Source organism: Actinoplanes sp. G11-F43, assembly GCF_050589265.1.
In the GTDB taxonomy this organism is placed as follows: Bacteria; Actinomycetota; Actinomycetes; order Mycobacteriales; family Micromonosporaceae; genus Actinoplanes.
In genome coordinates this window covers 204,176-219,732 of the sequence record NZ_JBNZCE010000014.1, presented here as the reverse complement: position 1 = coordinate 219,732, position 15,557 = coordinate 204,176, and the positions used below count along the sequence as shown (strand labels likewise).

The window sequence follows — 15,557 nt, the reverse complement described above, 5'->3', positions numbered from 1 at the left end:
CCACCGCCTCCCGGTCGACCCACGCCTGGTGGCGCCCCCGCGCACCCGGTTCGACCCGATCCAGGCCGAACCCCGTACCGCCATCGTCACGGTCCTGGAACACCGCCGTCCGCACCTGCCCCGCTGCCCCCGATGGTCGCCACCGAGATCCTCGGCGACCTCCGAAGATCCGAACGGCTCCGCCTGATCGAGGTACGCGTCCCGCGCTCGGTCCCGGTCTTCGCCACCGGACGCGTGACCACCCGCGGCCTGGTCCCGTCCCGGACGGGCCTGACCCTGCTGAACACCGGCACCCGCGCCGACATGATCGAGGCCCGCCGTGAATCACTACGAACCGGCGGCACCATCACATCGATCCTGACATCGACAGGATTGGCCATCCCCGCCGCACTGTGGCTCACATTGACGACTTGACCAGTCATGCCATGCGCCGGCTCCCCACACCGGACGCCTGCCGGCTCCCAGGCTGCGGATGTCAGCGCGGCGCCGGGCGACCCGCGCGGGCATCGACGCTACGCCGGGCAGACCGCCGCGGTTGTCAGCGCAACGTCGGATAGAGCAGGCCCGTGGCGCACGCGCCGACGACCGCGCCGGCCAGGACCTGCGCCTGGGTGTGGTCGCCGAGGCGGACCCGGGACCAGCCGACCGCGCCCGCCAGCGGCCAGGTGAACAGCAACGCCCAGCCGAAGACCACCGTGAACGTCACCGCCGTACCGGCCGCGACCAGCGAGTGGATGGAGATCTTCCAGCGGGCCAGCAACGTGATCGGGGTGGCGACGACCAGCGCGGCGGCCATGCAGGCGATCAACGCCAGCAGGTCACGCGGCGCGCCCACGGCGGCCAGTGCCAGCGTGCCGGAGGCGGTGGATCCCAAGCACACGAGCATCGGCAGGGTGCGCTGGGCCCGCTCCCCGACATGCCGGTCGGTCCAGGCACCCCGGCGAACCCCGCGCAGGATGTAGGCGATCGGCAGGAAACTGGCGGCCGCCGCCGCGATCACCCCCATGACCAGGGCGGACATCGGCGACTCCGCGGAATCCCAGGCCACCGCGAACAGCACCACAGCCACCAGCACCGCCGGCGACAGAACCTCGGTGAACACCAGGGCCACCCGATCCCCCACGGTCCGCCGCCCCACCTCATCCACCCGATCGACGGTCGCCATGACATGGATCATCGCAAAGCGCCCGGATCGAGGCCGCCCCGATGCCAGTGCTCCTCACGGCTGCCGGCTAGCCGGCGCGCTGGGGCGGCGTACCCCATCGGGATCTTGATTTTGTGAATGTGGCCGTAAGAGGCTCGGGGGCGTGAAGCGCTTACTTCCGGCCGCCACCATCTTTCTCGTCGCGCTCTGTCTGCGGCCGGCCATCACCGCGGTGGGGCCGCTGCTTCCGCAGATCAGCGTCGATGAAGGGCTCGGTGAGGTCGCTCAGGGGCTGCTCGGTGCGCTGCCGTTGCTGGCGTTCGCGCTGGTGTCGCCGCAGGTGCATCGGGTCTCCGGGCGGCTCGGGATGGAACGGGCGGTGCTGGTGGCGCTGCTGGTGCTGGCGGCGGGCACGCTCGTGCGGTCCTGGACCGGCCACCTCGGGCTCTGGGCCGGCACGGTGATCATCGGATGTGCGATCGCGGTCGGGAACGTGCTCGTGCCGGCGATCGTCAAGCGTGACTACGCCGCGAACGTGTCACGGGCCACCGGGTTCTACACCGCGTTCATCACCATCGCCGCGTCACTGGCCTCGGCGGTCGCGGTGCCGATCGCGGACGCGGTGGACTGGCGGCTGTCGCTCGGGATCTGGGCCGCGCCGGCGCTGGCGGTCGCGGTCGCCTGGGCACCCCGCGCCCGGGGCGGCCCGGCACCCGAACCGTCGGCGACTGCGGTCGACATCGTTCTGTGGCGGCAACCCTACGCATGGTTGATCACCGCGTTCATGGGATTGCAGTCGACATGTTTCTACGTGCTGGTCACCTGGCTGCCGACGATCGAAGTCGCGAACGGGGTGTCGGAGCGGACCGCCGGGCTGCATCTGTTCCTGTTCCAGGGCATGGGCATCCTGGGCGGGCTGGCGATCCCGGCACTGCTCGGCACCCGGCCACGGGCCGGCGCCGTGACGGCCAGCCTGCCGGTGATCATCGCGGTGCTCGGGCTGCTGCTCGCACCGGGACTCGCCGTGCTGTGGGTGGCGATCGCCGGGCTCGGGCAGGGCGCCGCGCTGGTGACCGCGCTGACGCTGATCAGCCTCGGTGGCCGGACCGCCGCTGAGACCACGCGGCTGTCCGGGATGGCCCAGTCACTCGGTTACCTGCTCGCGGCGGGCGGGCCGGTGGCGGCCGGATTCCTGGCCGAACGGACCGGGGCGTGGCGGGCGACGCTGGTCATGGTGGTCGTCCTCGGCGTGCTGCAGACGGTCGCGGGGGCAGCCGCCGGGCGTACCCGGGAAGGCGTCCTAAGATCGTGATCATGATGCGTGCGCTGGTCCTCACCGGGCCCGGTAAGGCCGAGGTTCAGCAGGTCCCCGTTCCGGTCGCGGCCGCGGGCCAGGTCGTCGTCGATATCGACCGGGCCGGAGTCTGCGGTACCGACGTCGAGCTGTTCACCGGCGAGATGAGCTACCTGCACAGTGGGGTCTCGTCGTACCCGCTGCGCCCCGGCCACGAATGGTCCGGCACCGTGACCTCGGTCGGCCCCGGAGTCGACCCGTCGTGGACCGGGCGCCGGGTCACCGGGGACACGATGATCGGCTGCGGACGTTGTCGGCGTTGTGTGGCGGGTCGCCACCATGTCTGCCCGGACCGGCACGAACTCGGCATCCGCGACGGGCTGGCCGGTGCGCTGGCCGAAAAGCTGGCGTTCCCGGCCGCCTACCTGCACGCGCTGCCGGACACCGTCGACGCCGGGACCGGTGCCCTCGTCGAACCGGCCGGCAACGCCCAGCGTTGTGTGGAGGCCGCCGCGCTGGCTACCGGCGAACGGCTGCTGGTCCTGGGGACCGGCACGATCGGCCTGCTCACCGCGATGCTGGCCCGGGCACGGGGGATCGAGGTGCACCTGCTGGCGGAGCGGCCGGAGTTCGCCCGGTCACTCGGGTTCGGCGATACGTGGACCCGCGGCGAGTTGCCGGAGCTGCCCTGGGACGCGGTCGTCGACGCGTCCAACGGCCCTTCGCTGCCCGGGTTGGCGGTGTCCCTTGTCGAACCCGGTCGGCGGGTGGTCTATATCGGGCTCTCGGGCACTCCCAGCATGATCGATACCCGGGATGCGGTCCTCAAGGACGTCACGGCCGTCGGAATCCTGGGCGCCTCGGCCGGGTTGGCCCCGGCCATCGCCGCCTTCGCGTCCGGCGCGGTCGATCCCCGGCCGTTGGTGGCCGGCACGGTCGGCCTGGACCACGCCGCCGACATCCTCGCCGGCCGCCGCCCCGCCGGCAGCTCGCCAGCCCCCAAGATCCTGATCAACCCGGCCGCCCGGTAGGCCTTCCGCCCCGCACGCGGCCGATCCCCTGAACGAGCGCTCCGCCCGGGCGGGACCTGCCGTGCGCTCCGCCCCACCAGGACCTACCGTGCGCTCCGCCCCACCAGGACCTACCGTGCGCTCCGCCCCACCGGGACCGCTGCCGGTTCCCACCGTCGCAAGCCTTTCGTCTCGCTCGCCGGCCCTCGATGCCATTGCCCGAGTGACCCTCCCAGCGGGGATCGTGAAGGATCACCCACCGTTTTGAGTCTTGTTCTCGGCTGCCGGCCCGCTCGCGGCCAATTCCCCGCGAGAGTGGGCACTTCCGGCTCCATCCCTGGCCGATCTTGGTGTTTTTACCACCTTTTCGAGTCTTTCTCTGGGCTGCAGGCCCGTCCGCGGCCAATTCCCCGCGCGGGTGCCCGCCTTCCGGCCCCGCCCTGGCCGATCTTGGAGGATTTTCCACGGGATAGACGCTTCTTCTCGGCTGATGGCCCGCTCGCGGCCAATTCCCCGCGCGAGTGTCCGCTTCCCCGCCCCACCCGGGCCGATGTTGGTGGATTTACCACCGTTTCCGGTGGTAAATCCACCAAAATCTCTGCTGAGCAGGGCGCCCGCGCGAGGGATTGACCGCAAGTGATCAGGCAGCTGAGGACAAGACTCTTTCCGGTGGCAAATCCGCCAAGATCGCCGCTGGGCGAGTCGCTCGCGCGAAGGATGACCGCGAATGGTCGGGCGGTCGAGAACAAGGCTCTCTTCGGTGGCAAACCTTCAGGTCGGCTGCGGGGCGACGACGCGGCTGTCGAGGTTTGCCGGGGCTGTGTGATCAGGGATGGTTTGCCGGGGCTGTGGGATCAGGGATGGTTCACCAGGTCAGGTCGGGGCCGTCCAACGACAGGTAGCTCGGGGACGGCGGGCCGCCCCGCTCGATCAGCTTTGCCAGGCGGGCGGCTGCCTCCTCTGGTGAGGTGTGGGCGTCCACCGAGGCCATCGCGGTTGTCAGGGCGCCTGGATGCACCGCCCAGCAACGGACCCGGCCGGCCAGCTCCTGGGCCAGGGCGATCGTCAGCATGTTCTGGGCGGCCTTGGAGATCCGGTAGGCGTAGCTGGTTCGCCGGTCCGCGAACCGGCCCTCGGCCTGCGCGCTCAGCGACCCCAATCGGGACGTGATGTTGACGATCAGTGGATCGGGGGCCGTCAACAGTTGAGGGAGTATCGACTGGACCATCCGCATCGGCCCGGCCACGTTGACGTCGACCGCGTTGAGGATCGTCTGCGGATCAGTGGAGTCGAGCGGTTGGGCCGGGGCGCCGATGCCGGCGTTGTTGACGAGTACGTCGATCGGGCCGTCGCCGAACAAACCAGCATCGACCGGATCGCGCACATCATGGATCACCGTCCGGATGCGCGGATGATCAAATGATCCGTTGCGGACAAGGCCGGTGTCACCAGCGCTGGCAACGTCAAGGGCACCGATAGCGGCACTGGAGACGGAACCAGCGGCGGCGCCCGAGACGGCTCCGGAACGGACGCAGGCGATGACGTCCCAGCTCTGATTCGCGAGGCACAGGGCGAGCGCACGGCCGAAACCACGACCCGCCCCGGTGATCACCACTCGTCGTCCGGCCGTCACGGCCGCCCCGGATCCGCGGGACGAAGACCTGAAGCATCCGCCTGGCGAGGGCCTGAAGCATCCGCGGGACGAGGGCCTGGAGTATCTGCCGGGCGAGGGCCTGAAGCATCCGCGGGACGAGGGCCTGGAGTATCGGCGGGGCGAGGACCTGGAGCGAGGATCTGGACCGAACGCAGATCCCGATGCCCGGCATGCAGTTCGGCGATCTCGGCCAGCGCGTCCCGGCCCAGCGCCCGGTACGCCCCGACCAGCAGCTCCCGTCCGGCCGTCCGGTAGTCGTCATGATCGAACCAATGCAGTTCACCGCCGATCGCCAGGGCCAGGGCGGGACGTCCGGCGGCCAGTTCCCGTTCGGCGTCGGCGATCCACGCGCCGGTGCCGGCCGGGTCGTCGCGATAGGTGGTGAGGCGCATGTCGGATTCGGTCAGCCGCGGATCCCCGGCGGAGGCGGGCAGGATCGGGAAGAGCGACACCGCCGTGTACGCCCGGGGCGTCCCGGCCCAGCGCGGCGGCCCGTCCCGGCGGAGCGCCTCCTCGTCGGCGGCCGCGTACCAGTCGAGGGCTTCGAGCAGCGGATCGACCCGTCGTGCGTCCTCCTCCTCGTCGCCGTAGTCGGCGAGGAAGTCGGCCACTTCCCGGCGGAGTACGCCCAGCAGGCTGTCCGGCCCGGAGACCCACGTCTCGGCGGAGTCGCGAGCGTAGTTGTGCACGATGACGGTCGGTAGTTCAGCGGGATCGTCGTACCACAGCCCGTAGTGCAGCCCGTCGGTGCCGCCGTTCATCACGGTCACGAATTCGGCCGGGTCGCAGCGGAACCGGGCGTGCAACCGCTCGTCCAGGCCGTCCCGCCCGATCAGGTCGAGGCCGCCGTCGGCGAAGTAATCGGTGACACCCCACGGCGAGTGCGTCAGCTCGCCGACCGCGCACGAGTCGCTGGCCCACAGCGCGGCGAAGACCGCCACGTGCCGGGGCAGGCGGAGCCCGAAGACCTGCCGCACCCGCTCCGCGACCAGGGGAAACCGCTCCGTCATGGTGGCCAGTGCCGTCTCCCGCGATGTCACGCCAGGATCCTAGACGCCACGGTTGCCGACGGCGGGGACAGGTTCACCCGGTCAGGTGGGGCAGGATCACCCTGTGCGGATCAACGTTGTGATCGCCCAGGTTCCCGCGGTGTGGGACGTCGCCACCAACCTGCGGACGGTCCGGGACGTCCTGGACGAGACCGAACCGGGTGATGTGGTGCTCTTTCCCGAGGGCATGCTCTCCGGTTACGGGGAGGACCTGACACCGCTGGACCGAATGGATCCGGCCGAGGTCTCCGACGCCGTTCTCCGTCTCGCCGAAACGGCCACCGCCGAACGGGTCGAGGTCTTCCTCGGGACTCTGCACCCGGAACCGGAGGGCTGGAGCAACGCCGCCGTTCACCTGTCCCCCGGCCGGAAACCGGAGATCTACCGCAAAATCAATCTGGCGATGAACGAACGGGGCCGGCTGATTCCGGGCGGTAGCCTGACCGTCACCGGCACGATGGCCGGTATTCAGCTGTGCCGCGAGATCCGGTTTCCCGAGCAGTGGCAGTTCCTGGCATCCGAGGGCGCGCGGTTCTTCGCCTATCTGACGAACGCCGCCAACCCGCGCGAGCCGGCCGGCGTGTGGCGCAGTCATCTGATCAGCCGGGCGGCCGAGAATCAGCGTTTCGTGTTGTCGGCGAACATTCCACACCCCGATCAGCACTGCCCGAGCATGGTGGTGGATCCGCGCGGTGTCGTGGTGGCGGAACTGCCGGCGGGCCGTCCGGGCGTGCTGCGGTGCACGATAGACCTCGCCGATTCCGGTGACTGGTATCTCGGTCAGCGCCGAACCGACGTGGTCGCGGTCACGTATCACGCCGCCGAGGACCGGATGTGACGTGGATGACTGTGACGCTCCTAATGGGAAAGGTCATCTCCGGTGGGTTTGTGGCACTCTTCCCCGGTGCCACAGTCACACCCCGACGTACGCATCCTTCACCTGACCCCCGCGGCGTTCCACGCGCTCGCCGACGGAGACGCGGCCACCGCCGCCCGGGTCATTCCGGTTCCGGTCACCCCCTATCTGCTCGGCGACGACTGCCGCCCGGTCTGGCGCATGCGCGCTGTTCAATGTGACGCCGATCCGCGCGCCGCGGCCTGGGTCACCGGATTGGTGTGGGCAGGTTCGCTGAACAAGGCGGTCGGCGCCGCCGGATTCCACGGCCCGCCGGATTCCTCCGGGGTGGTGGAGATCGGTTACGGCATCGATCCGGAGCACCGCGGAAACGGTTATGCCCGCACCGCGCTGGACGATCTGCTGTCCCGCGCGATCCGCAATCCCCGGGTCACCCGGGTGCGGGTCAGCATCGCCCCCGACAATGTCGCCTCCCGGTCGCTGGCCACCGGTTTCGGTTTCCGCCAGATCGGCGAGCAGTGGGACGAGACCGACGGCCACGAGCTGGTCTACGAGCGCGCCGCCCGCTGGCCCGAGGTCCGTTGTGCGACCCGGCGGCCGGTCCGCGAACTGGCCGCTCTCGCCCGATAGAACCCTTATTCGGTACGCCCCACAAAACGGTCCCGCATCGTCCCCGCGAGGTGGTCCCGGCGAACCACCGAAACGCGGCCGCCGGGCTGAACGCGGTGGCCGCCGGCCGGTGAGCGTCGCATTCGCCCGGCGGTCGCGTTTCGGTCCGGACCCGTCGTCATCTCGCGCGGACGAAACGGTCGGCGTTGTGGTGGGGCGTACCGCAAAAGGGTTTAATCCGGCAGCGGACGGCGACCGCCGAAGCCGAGATCAGCCCGGTGATACCAGGTTATGTCGGTGTCCCCTTCCAGCCAGCACAGCAGGACCGGAACACCGTCCAGATCGGCCGGGAAGTCCAGGAGCAGCGGCGCCACGCCTTTGAGCTCGGCGCCGGTCTGTTGAATCTCGGTCATCAGCTCGTTGAGCCTGGCCTCGGCGGCCTTGCGCTCCGGCAGACCGCCGAGATCGGTGGGTTCGCCGCCGGGGACCAGAGCGGCGGAGAGTTCCACCATGTCGGCACGCAGAGTGATGACCTCGGCGATCACCGGTCGTAGCCGGGCCAACTCGGTGCGGGCCTCGTCGAGCGTGAACAAACCCATGCGCCCAGCCTACGGATCCGCCCCGGCGGACGGCCGACGGGCGGCGGGTTCCGCAGGCTGGCGGCGATCGACTAGGTTGTGCGGCCGTGCTCCTGAAAGTGCGGCGGACGCTGCTCTCCCCCTGCGGCTGGATCGTCGCCCTCGCCATCTACTTCTTCTCCGGCTGGGCTCGCGCCCAGTACGAGGCCTACAGCGTCGGCGCCTGCGACCTGGGCATCTTCTACCAGGCTGTGCAGGGCTGGGCGACCGGCGGCTGGCCGATGGTGCCGATCAAGGGGTATGTGCAGCTCGGCGACCACTTCTCGCCGGTCTTCGCCCTGCTCGCGCCACTCGTGTGGATCCATGATGACGCGATCACCCTGGTGTACGCGCAGGTCGTGTTGATCTGCCTGTCCGGGATACCTATCTACCACATCTTCCGGCGCCGGCACGGCATCCTGGTCGGCTCCGGGATGCTCATCGCCTACCTGGGCAGCCACGCCGTCTTCGGGACCATCCAGTTCCCGGTGCACGAGGTGATGTTCGGCGCACTGTTCCTCGCCTGGGGCCTGGAACGGATGCTCGCCGGGAAGTGGACGCAGGCCACCGCCCTGTTCGCGCTGCTCATCACCGTCAAGGAGGACGGTGGGCTGATGTGCGCGATGCTCGGGGCGTACGCACTGCTCAACCGCCGGTGGAAGCACGGGGCGTTCCTGATCGGGTGGGGTGCGCTGTGGTTCGTCGTGACGCTGAAGTTCATCATCCCGAACCTCAACCCGGGCGGATTCACGTACGCGCGGGACTATCAGGCGAGTCTGCACGCGGACGGGATCTTCGAGGGGATCCCGTACATGCTGACCCATCCCGGCGAGATCCTCGGGTTGATGGTCGACAACGAGGTCAAGTTGACGACCTGGGAACAACTGCTGATTCCGGTCGGGTTCGCGGCGTTGACGTCCCCCCTCGTCCTGTTGATCGTCCCGATCATGCTCAGCCGGATGCTGTCGGCACGTGACACGCAGTGGTCGTCCACCCTGTACTACGACATGCCGCTGATCCCGATCCTGTTCGCCGCCGCCGCGGACGGTTTCCGCCGGGTCGGGAGCCTGGTCGACCGGCTGCGGGGACTCGGCCCGGCGCCCGATCCGACGATGGCCCCGCGAGCCAGGGCGTCAGCGCCGGATTCCCGGTCGCCTTCGTCACCTCCACCGACCGTGCAGTCATCTACCGAGACGTCGGCCGCGCTGTCACGGTCGGCGGCCGAGGACTCGGAGGAGCGTGCTGAGCTCTCGCAGGGGTCGGCTGATCCCTCGCAGTCCTCTTCCTCGCCGTCGCCGTCGCCGTCTCCCTCGACCTCGACCTCGCCCTCGCCCTCGCCGGATGATTCCGACATTTCCGGTTCGTCGGAAACGCCGTCGCCGCGCCGTTGGCAGCCACGAACCGCGACCATCCTGGCCGCGATCGCCGCACCGGTCTTCATCTGGTTCGCCTACCAGGACGCTCAGGAGATGGCCGTCACCCAGTGGTACCAGGGCACGGCCAAGCCCTTCCACAACGTCCCGATCGTCGAAGAGGCCCCCGAGGCGCTGGCCAAGATCCCGCCGGGTGTGACCGTCCGCGCGACGAACAACCTCGTCATTCCCCTGCTGCCGACCAACAAGGTCACCCTGATCGGCTCGAACGTCGACGAGGGCGACTGGGCGATCGTCGACACCGTCAACCCGAGCTGCCCGATCGGCAAGAAGGAGGTCCCGCAGGTCATGCGGCAGCTCGACCAGATGGGCTTCCGAACCGTCTACTCATCCGGCCGCATCGAGGTCCTGCAGCGCACCGGTCCGGCCGTCCAGCCGATCCGCGGCACCGGAACCCAGAGCTGAGACGTCCCGCACATCCGGCGCCCTGGTGAGCGGCGCCGGATGTGCGGAACCAGGCACAGGTCAGCCCCGCTCGCACAGGTCGCTCCGGCTTCGCATGGGGCGTTCCGGCTGCGCATGGGGCGTCACGGCTTCGCGCGAGGGCGTTCCGGCTTCGCGCGAGGGCGTTCCGGCTTCGCGCGGGTCGCTCTGGTGGGGACTGACGTGATCCGCCGGTCGCCCGGTGCATCCGGTCCGGTCGGGCTCGTGCTACGGTCGGTTCAGTTGCTGTTTTGATTTCCGTAGACGTTGCCGGCGCCTGATGGGTTATCTGAACCCGGTCAGGCGCTTTCGTTTTCTCGTGTCGATTCCGGCGCAGGTCATCAACACCGCGGCAACCGAGTTCGCACCGTGCGAGCTCAAACAGCCTGCGAAGGAGTAGGACATGGCTACTGGAACCGTGAAGTGGTTCAACGGCGAAAAGGGCTTCGGCTTCATCAGCCAGGACGACGGCGGCCCGGACGTCTTCGCGCACTTCTCCGCGATCGAGTCCTCCGGCTACCGGACCCTCGAGGAGAACCAGCGGGTGGAGTTCGAGATCACCCAGGGCCAGAAGGGCCCGCAGGCGTCCGGGATCCGCACCATCTGATCCCGCATTCGCACCGACGGCGGCCCGGCTGGTTTCAGCGGGGCCGCCGTTCGTGTCCCACCCTGCGGTTCATGTCCCGCCCTGCGGTTCGAGTCCGGCCCGCCGTTCATGTCCCACCCTGCGGTTCATGTCCCGCCCGCCGTTCGAGTCCAGCCCGCCGTTCATGTCCCGCCCTGCGGTTCATGTCCCGCCCGCCGTTCGAGTCCAGCCCGCCGTTCATGTCCCGCCCTGCGGTTCGTGTCCAGCCCGCCGTTCGTGTGTGGCCCGCCGGCCCGGCATGTCGCCGCGGAAGGAACCCCCGCCCGTCGCCACGGTCAACCGATGGCCGCGCTGCCATCACCCCGGATGACGGCGTTGCCATCAACGGGACGCGACGCTGAAATCAGCGGGATGTGGCGCTGACGTCAACGGCTACTCCTAGCCAGGACGGCACGGATGAACGGCGCTTTGCCCGCCCGGTAACGCGGCCGGTCCCGATCGTCCTCGGCAGCCAGCGCGGTCTTGATCCGCCCATACTCGGCCGCGTCCTCCGGATGTGACCGCAGGTGGTCACGGAAGGCGATCAACGACTGCGGTAACAGGCTCCCGGACTCGTAGACGTGCAGGTGATGGGTGCGCCGAATCGGGTCGGGCCGACAGAACGACCACTTGCGCCCTACCTCGTCGTCCGGCTCCGGCGCATGCACCCATCCGACCCGGTCGAGTTCAGCGATCGCCTCCGATCCCGCGTCATAGCTGCTGACGCACGCCATCATGTCGATGATCGGTTTCGCCGCCAGGCCGGCGACCGCCGTGCTGCCGATGTGCTCGACCGGCCCCACCAGCCAAGGGGCGAGAGCCCTTTCGACCAGCGCCCGTTCCCGTTCGAAATCGGCCGCCCAGGCGCTGTCGTGGGGAACCATCCGAATCGGGTCCTGCCGTTCACCGTCCGACATGTCACCATGCTACGGACTCGACCATGGCGGCATGAGGAGCATCGATGGCCGACCCGCAGACGGTACGGGCCGTGGTGGCCCGGGCAGGTTTCACCGTCGAGGACTTCGTGGACCCCGAACACCGGCCGGACCCGATGACCGTGTGGCGGCCGTTCATCCGGTCCGGAGCCGTGCCCGTCGTCCGGGTGCCCGACCACGAACCTCATCCGAACCGTCACCTCGACCGCGAATGGCTCCGGGTGAGCCGGGAGAACGGCACGATCGCCGCCGACGGAACAGTCCTGCTCTCGGTCGAGGGCGCCGGTCGCCTTCCCTGGCTGCGTGCCCGGGTCGGCACCACTCCTCCGCACGCCAGCCGCCTCGGCCTGCCGGGCCAGTCGATCGGTTTCGTCGCCCTCGCCCCGGACGGCCGGGCAGCCACCTCGGTGAGCACCGAGGAGTGGGAGACCTGGATCCTGGCCGCCGAGATCCAGCCCTGACCAGCCGACCCGGACACGTCCGACCATCGCGAACCAGTCGACCCGGACACGTCCGACCTCGACGAACCAGCCCACCCGGACACGATCGGCTACTACGAACCAGTCGACCCGGACACGTCCGACCTCGACGAACCAGCTCACCCGGGCACGATCGGCCACCACGAACCAGCCGACCCGTCGGACCGGACACTCGGCCGCTGTAATCGAGCCCTGATCCGCAGCGCTGGACGGGATCGGATTCGCCCTCATCTCCGCTTCGCGACGATCTCCACCAGGTTGCCGTCTGGGTCCCGGAGCAACGCGGTGCGATTGTCATTGCCGGCGTCTCGAGGTGGCTGGATCACCGGAACGCCAGCAGTGACCAGATGCTCGAACGCCTCGTCGACATCCCGGGCCCAGACCGCCATGGCCATCACCGGCCGGCCTGGCTCGGGCTCGACACCGTGCGCGCTCCGGGCCGCCTCGACCGCGCCCAGACCGATGGTGAACCCGCCCAGCCGAAGCTCGACGTGTGCGGGGGCACCCTCTCGCGGGGTGCGGAGGGTCTCCTCGAACCCGAGAAGGTCACGGTAGAAGTGGATGCCCGCCTCGATGTCGCGGGTGTAAAGATTCACAAGCACAGTATCGAACATGTGTTCTATTTTATGAGGCCACCGGGCCTTCCCGAGGCAGCCTGTGGACAGCCGGACCACTCCGGGGTCGATTGTGGATAACCGGCAGGCGCCCTCGCGCAATGCGGCAGGATGGAGGAACAACCCCGCATGGGCCGGCCACCCGGGACGGTGACCGACCCCTGGAGGAGGCCCGGATAAAGCCTGACGAAAGGCCAACGAAGGCCCACCGCGAAGACGTCGAGTCAGACCGTGACCGGTGACCGGCGGCCCACCGAGAAGACGTCGAGGAGGAGAGCGGCCAATGCGACCACACCGAGCAGGGCGAGACCCAGCGCGTAGGACTGGAACTGGCCGTAGATCGCGCCCATCACCAACGGCGGGACGAAACCGCCGAGGCCACCCGCCGCGCCGACCACGCCGGTGACCGCGCCGACCTGATTGGCCGGGGCGAGTTGGGCGACCAGGGCGAAGGTCGCTCCGCTGCCGGCGCCGAGGGCAGCCGCCATGGCCAGGAAGGCGATGGTGCCGACCGGGGCCAGCCCGGGTGTGAAGGCCTGGACCGTGGCACCGGCGACGACCACTCCGAGGGCGACGGCCAGGACGCGGCTGGCGGCGAAGCGGTCGGAGAGCCAGCCGCCGACCGGGCGCATGATCACGGCGAGGAGGACAAAACCGGCCATGCGGTTGGCGGCGTCGGCCTGGGTGAGGCCGTAAGCGGTCTTCAGATAGGCGGGGAGGTAGACGGAGAAGGCCACGTACCCGCCGAAGGCGACGGCGTAGAGGGCGGAGGCCTGCCAGGTGACCTTGAGACGCAGGACGGCACCGAGCCGCTGGGTGAGCGGGGCGGTGGGTACCGGACGGTCCGGGGCGTCCCGCAGGACGAGCCAGGAGACGACGGCGTACACGGCCAGCGCGCCCGCCGTGATCAGGAAGGGAGTGGCTGTGCTGCCCATGTCGACGAGACGGACCGTGGTGAGGGCGCTGATCGCGGTGCCGCCCATGCCGACGCCGAAGATTCCGACCGCGAGGCCGCGGCGCTCCGGCGGGAACCAGGCGTTGACGAAGGGGACGCCGACGGCGAAGGCGGTGCCGCCGATACCGAGAAAGAAGCCGCCGACCAGCAGTGCGGCGAGCGCGTCGTGCCCGAACAGACCGAGGTAGAGGACCGGGAAGATGGTGGTCAGTGAGATGAGCGGGAACATGATCCGGCCGCCGTAACGGTCGGTGAGCGCGCCGACCGGGATGCGTCCGAGCGAGCCGACCACGACCGGCACCGCGACCAGCAGCGCCTGCTGGAACGGAGACAGACCGAGGGCCGCCTGGAATTTCGTGGCGAGAGGGCTGAGCAGGGCCCACGCCCAGAAGTTCACGGCGAACCCGACGGTTGCCAGGGCGAGCATCAGTCCCGCTGGGCCACCTCGGCGGGTGGCTGGGTGCTGCGGTGTGCTCATGATCCACTCCAAGATCCGGTTTCCGATGCCGACCTCAGCATTCGCCCGCGGAACCCCGGGCGGCAGGGACCTTGTACCCGACGTGACAGGACCTGAAATCCCGACACATTGAGCACCGTCTACGGCCGTGTGACCATGACCTGGTGCGAAGGGTGGTGTACTACCGCGGGCCGACCGCCGAGGTGACGAACGAACGGTTCGTGCACCACACGGCGGACGGTCAGGCGGTGTACGCCATCAGCGAGATCCGCGACGTCACCACGGAGACGCTGGACGGGCCGTGGTGGCGTGCGCGGCGGCCCCGGGGTTACCGGCTGCGGGCGTGGCACCGGGGTGTGCTGGTGGTCATCTACGAGCACCCCGATCACCGGGTTTTCAACATGGTGTGCCGGGCGCTCGTCCGGGCGCTGGAGAACCACCCGGAGATCTCGTTCTAGCCCGAAACACGCGACCCGGGCGGGCTCGGACGCGCGACCCGGGCGGCGCGAGGCAGGCGACCCGGGCGAGCTCGGACGCGCGACCCGGGCGGCGCGAGGCAGGCGACCCGGGCGGCGTGAGACAGGCGACCCGGGCGAGCTCGAACGCGCGACCCGGGCGGCGCGACCCGGGCGACCCGGGCGACCCGGGCGGCTTGAAACGGCCGACCCGGGCGGCTCGGACGCGCGCTCCGGGCGGTGTGAAACGGGCGACCCAGGCGGCACGAAACAGGGGACCCGGGCGGCGCGGACGGCGTGAAAAGGGCGGACCGGGGAGGCTCGGACGACGAACGGGACGGCCTCGGTCTAGGCGGCGCGGAGCACGGCTACCAGGAAGTCGGCGGACGGGGTGAACGGGCGCAGGTCCCAGGTGCTCAGCAGCATGTCCGGGAAGAGGCCGCCCTTCTCGGCGTCGGCGATGAAGTCGTCGAACTCGTAGCCACGGCCGGCGCCGAAACCGACGACGGCACGGCCGCCGCCGGTGAGGTGTTCGGCGAAGCGCCGCAGGATGTCGGCGCGCTGGGACGGGCCGGCGAAGGCCATCACGTTGCCGGCGCAGACGATGGCGTCGAAGCGGTCCGGCAGGTTGATGGTGCTCAGGTCACCGACCTGCCAGTGCGAGCCGGGGTGCTGGGAGCGGGCCTCGGCGATGAGTTCGGCGTCCAGGTCGACACCGGTGACGCGGTGGCCGGCGGCGGCGAGGTGGCCGCCGACCCGGCCGGTGCCGCAGCCGGCGTCGAGGATCCGGGCGTTGCGCGGCACCATGGCGTCGATCATCCGGGCCTCGCCGCCGAGGTCGTCGCCGCGGGCGGCCATGGTGCGGAAGCGTTCGATATACCACTGGGAGTGGCCGGGGTCAGCGGCGATCTTCTGGAGCCAGAGGTTGTCGGTGCTGGTCATGACGTC

General features: G+C 69.8%; 17 protein-coding genes. 9 read left to right on the top strand and 8 right to left on the bottom strand.

Annotated features, from left to right (window positions below; translation table 11 throughout):
- Positions 1 to 132: 132 nt before the first annotated feature.
- Entirely contained in the window at positions 133 to 414 is a 282-nt protein-coding gene (locus ACQ0O7_RS16320) for a hypothetical protein (RefSeq protein WP_430782909.1), read from the top strand.
- A 124-nt stretch (positions 415 to 538) separates the two neighbouring features.
- Here ACQ0O7_RS16320 and ACQ0O7_RS16315 read toward each other — a convergent pair whose 3' ends face one another.
- Positions 539 to 1,165 carry a phosphatase PAP2 family protein gene (locus ACQ0O7_RS16315; RefSeq protein ID WP_430782908.1) on the bottom strand — a complete coding sequence of 209 codons (627 nt, stop codon included), beginning with the start codon at positions 1,163 to 1,165 and terminating at the stop codon, positions 539 to 541.
- A 142-nt stretch (positions 1,166 to 1,307) separates the two neighbouring features.
- Here ACQ0O7_RS16315 and ACQ0O7_RS16310 point away from each other — a divergent pair, with 142 nt between their 5' ends.
- Positions 1,308 to 2,456, top strand: coding sequence for an MFS transporter (locus ACQ0O7_RS16310; protein ID WP_430782907.1), 1,149 nt, complete (start codon positions 1,308 to 1,310; stop codon positions 2,454 to 2,456).
- A gap of 2 nt (positions 2,457 to 2,458) precedes the next feature.
- Complete coding sequence (locus ACQ0O7_RS16305; RefSeq protein ID WP_430782906.1) at positions 2,459 to 3,469, top strand: zinc-dependent alcohol dehydrogenase; 1,011 nt, start codon at positions 2,459 to 2,461, stop codon at positions 3,467 to 3,469.
- Between the two features lie 844 nt (positions 3,470 to 4,313).
- Here ACQ0O7_RS16305 and ACQ0O7_RS16300 read toward each other — a convergent pair.
- Both ACQ0O7_RS16300 and ACQ0O7_RS16295 read right to left on the bottom strand, forming a co-directional pair.
- Entirely contained in the window at positions 4,314 to 5,060 is a 747-nt protein-coding gene (locus tag ACQ0O7_RS16300) for an SDR family NAD(P)-dependent oxidoreductase (protein ID WP_430782954.1), read from the bottom strand.
- Positions 5,061 to 5,077: 17 nt separating this feature from the next.
- Positions 5,078 to 6,142: an ADP-ribosylation family protein gene (locus ACQ0O7_RS16295; RefSeq protein ID WP_430782905.1), complete on the bottom strand. Its 1,065-nt coding sequence runs from the start codon at positions 6,140 to 6,142 to the stop codon at positions 5,078 to 5,080.
- A 73-nt stretch (positions 6,143 to 6,215) separates the two neighbouring features.
- Here ACQ0O7_RS16295 and ACQ0O7_RS16290 point away from each other — a divergent pair, with 73 nt between their 5' ends.
- The gene (locus ACQ0O7_RS16290) at positions 6,216 to 6,989 is read left to right on the top strand and encodes a carbon-nitrogen hydrolase family protein (RefSeq protein ID WP_430782904.1); all 774 of its coding nucleotides are present in this window, start codon (positions 6,216 to 6,218) and stop codon (positions 6,987 to 6,989) included.
- Between the two features lie 66 nt (positions 6,990 to 7,055).
- Positions 7,056 to 7,637 (top strand): GNAT family N-acetyltransferase, encoded by a 582-nt coding sequence (locus ACQ0O7_RS16285; protein ID WP_430782903.1) that lies wholly within the window; start codon positions 7,056 to 7,058, stop codon positions 7,635 to 7,637.
- A gap of 212 nt (positions 7,638 to 7,849) precedes the next feature.
- Here the strand turns inward: ACQ0O7_RS16285 and ACQ0O7_RS16280 are convergent, their stop codons facing one another.
- A complete protein-coding gene (locus ACQ0O7_RS16280; RefSeq protein ID WP_430782902.1) occupies positions 7,850 to 8,215 on the bottom strand; it encodes a DUF2203 domain-containing protein in 366 nt (121 codons plus the stop codon).
- A gap of 86 nt (positions 8,216 to 8,301) precedes the next feature.
- On the opposite strand from ACQ0O7_RS16280, the gene ACQ0O7_RS16275 reads away from it, so the two are divergent.
- A complete protein-coding gene (locus tag ACQ0O7_RS16275; RefSeq protein ID WP_430782901.1) occupies positions 8,302 to 10,071 on the top strand; it encodes a DUF2079 domain-containing protein in 1,770 nt (589 codons plus the stop codon).
- A gap of 421 nt (positions 10,072 to 10,492) precedes the next feature.
- On the top strand, positions 10,493 to 10,696 hold the full coding sequence (locus tag ACQ0O7_RS16270) for a cold-shock protein (RefSeq protein ID WP_430782900.1): 204 nt from the start codon (positions 10,493 to 10,495) through the stop codon (positions 10,694 to 10,696).
- A gap of 404 nt (positions 10,697 to 11,100) precedes the next feature.
- On the opposite strand, the gene ACQ0O7_RS16265 is transcribed toward ACQ0O7_RS16270, so the two are convergent.
- Positions 11,101 to 11,631, bottom strand: a complete 531-nt coding sequence (locus ACQ0O7_RS16265; protein ID WP_430782899.1) for a GrpB family protein — start codon at positions 11,629 to 11,631, stop codon at positions 11,101 to 11,103.
- A 44-nt stretch (positions 11,632 to 11,675) separates the two neighbouring features.
- Between ACQ0O7_RS16265 and ACQ0O7_RS16260 the strand changes: the two genes are divergently transcribed.
- The gene (locus ACQ0O7_RS16260; protein WP_430782898.1) at positions 11,676 to 12,110 is read left to right on the top strand and encodes a hypothetical protein; all 435 of its coding nucleotides are present in this window, start codon (positions 11,676 to 11,678) and stop codon (positions 12,108 to 12,110) included.
- 245 nt (positions 12,111 to 12,355) lie between these two features.
- On the opposite strand, the gene ACQ0O7_RS16255 is transcribed toward ACQ0O7_RS16260, so the two are convergent.
- Positions 12,356 to 12,742 carry a VOC family protein gene (locus ACQ0O7_RS16255; protein ID WP_430782897.1) on the bottom strand — a complete coding sequence of 129 codons (387 nt, stop codon included), beginning with the start codon at positions 12,740 to 12,742 and terminating at the stop codon, positions 12,356 to 12,358.
- Positions 12,743 to 12,966: 224 nt separating this feature from the next.
- Entirely contained in the window at positions 12,967 to 14,124 is a 1,158-nt protein-coding gene (locus ACQ0O7_RS16250; RefSeq protein ID WP_430782896.1) for an MFS transporter, read from the bottom strand.
- A gap of 194 nt (positions 14,125 to 14,318) precedes the next feature.
- Here ACQ0O7_RS16250 and ACQ0O7_RS16245 point away from each other — a divergent pair, with 194 nt between their 5' ends.
- The gene (locus tag ACQ0O7_RS16245) at positions 14,319 to 14,612 is read left to right on the top strand and encodes a DUF6232 family protein (RefSeq protein WP_430782895.1); all 294 of its coding nucleotides are present in this window, start codon (positions 14,319 to 14,321) and stop codon (positions 14,610 to 14,612) included.
- Positions 14,613 to 14,957: 345 nt separating this feature from the next.
- On the opposite strand, the gene ACQ0O7_RS16240 is transcribed toward ACQ0O7_RS16245, so the two are convergent.
- Positions 14,958 to 15,551, bottom strand: a complete 594-nt coding sequence (locus tag ACQ0O7_RS16240) for a class I SAM-dependent methyltransferase (RefSeq protein WP_430782894.1) — start codon at positions 15,549 to 15,551, stop codon at positions 14,958 to 14,960.
- Positions 15,552 to 15,557 lie beyond the last annotated feature (6 nt).

Bases quoted from the DNA above. Each gene is read 5' to 3' on its own strand.
- ACQ0O7_RS16320 (WP_430782909.1), top strand. From the start codon at position 133: ATGGTCGCCACCGAGATCCTCGGCGACCTCCGAAGATCCGAACGGCTC.
- ACQ0O7_RS16315 (WP_430782908.1), bottom strand. From the start codon at position 1,165: ATGGCGACCGTCGATCGGGTGGATGAGGTGGGGCGGCGGACCGTGGGG.
- ACQ0O7_RS16305 (WP_430782906.1), top strand. From the start codon at position 2,459: ATGATGCGTGCGCTGGTCCTCACCGGGCCCGGTAAGGCCGAGGTTCAG.
- ACQ0O7_RS16280 (WP_430782902.1), bottom strand. From the start codon at position 8,215: ATGGGTTTGTTCACGCTCGACGAGGCCCGCACCGAGTTGGCCCGGCTA.
- ACQ0O7_RS16270 (WP_430782900.1), top strand. From the start codon at position 10,493: ATGGCTACTGGAACCGTGAAGTGGTTCAACGGCGAAAAGGGCTTCGGC.
- ACQ0O7_RS16265 (WP_430782899.1), bottom strand. From the start codon at position 11,631: ATGTCGGACGGTGAACGGCAGGACCCGATTCGGATGGTTCCCCACGAC.
- ACQ0O7_RS16260 (WP_430782898.1), top strand. From the start codon at position 11,676: ATGGCCGACCCGCAGACGGTACGGGCCGTGGTGGCCCGGGCAGGTTTC.
- ACQ0O7_RS16255 (WP_430782897.1), bottom strand. From the start codon at position 12,742: ATGTTCGATACTGTGCTTGTGAATCTTTACACCCGCGACATCGAGGCG.
- ACQ0O7_RS16250 (WP_430782896.1), bottom strand. From the start codon at position 14,124: ATGCTCGCCCTGGCAACCGTCGGGTTCGCCGTGAACTTCTGGGCGTGG.
- ACQ0O7_RS16240 (WP_430782894.1), bottom strand. From the start codon at position 15,551: ATGACCAGCACCGACAACCTCTGGCTCCAGAAGATCGCCGCTGACCCC.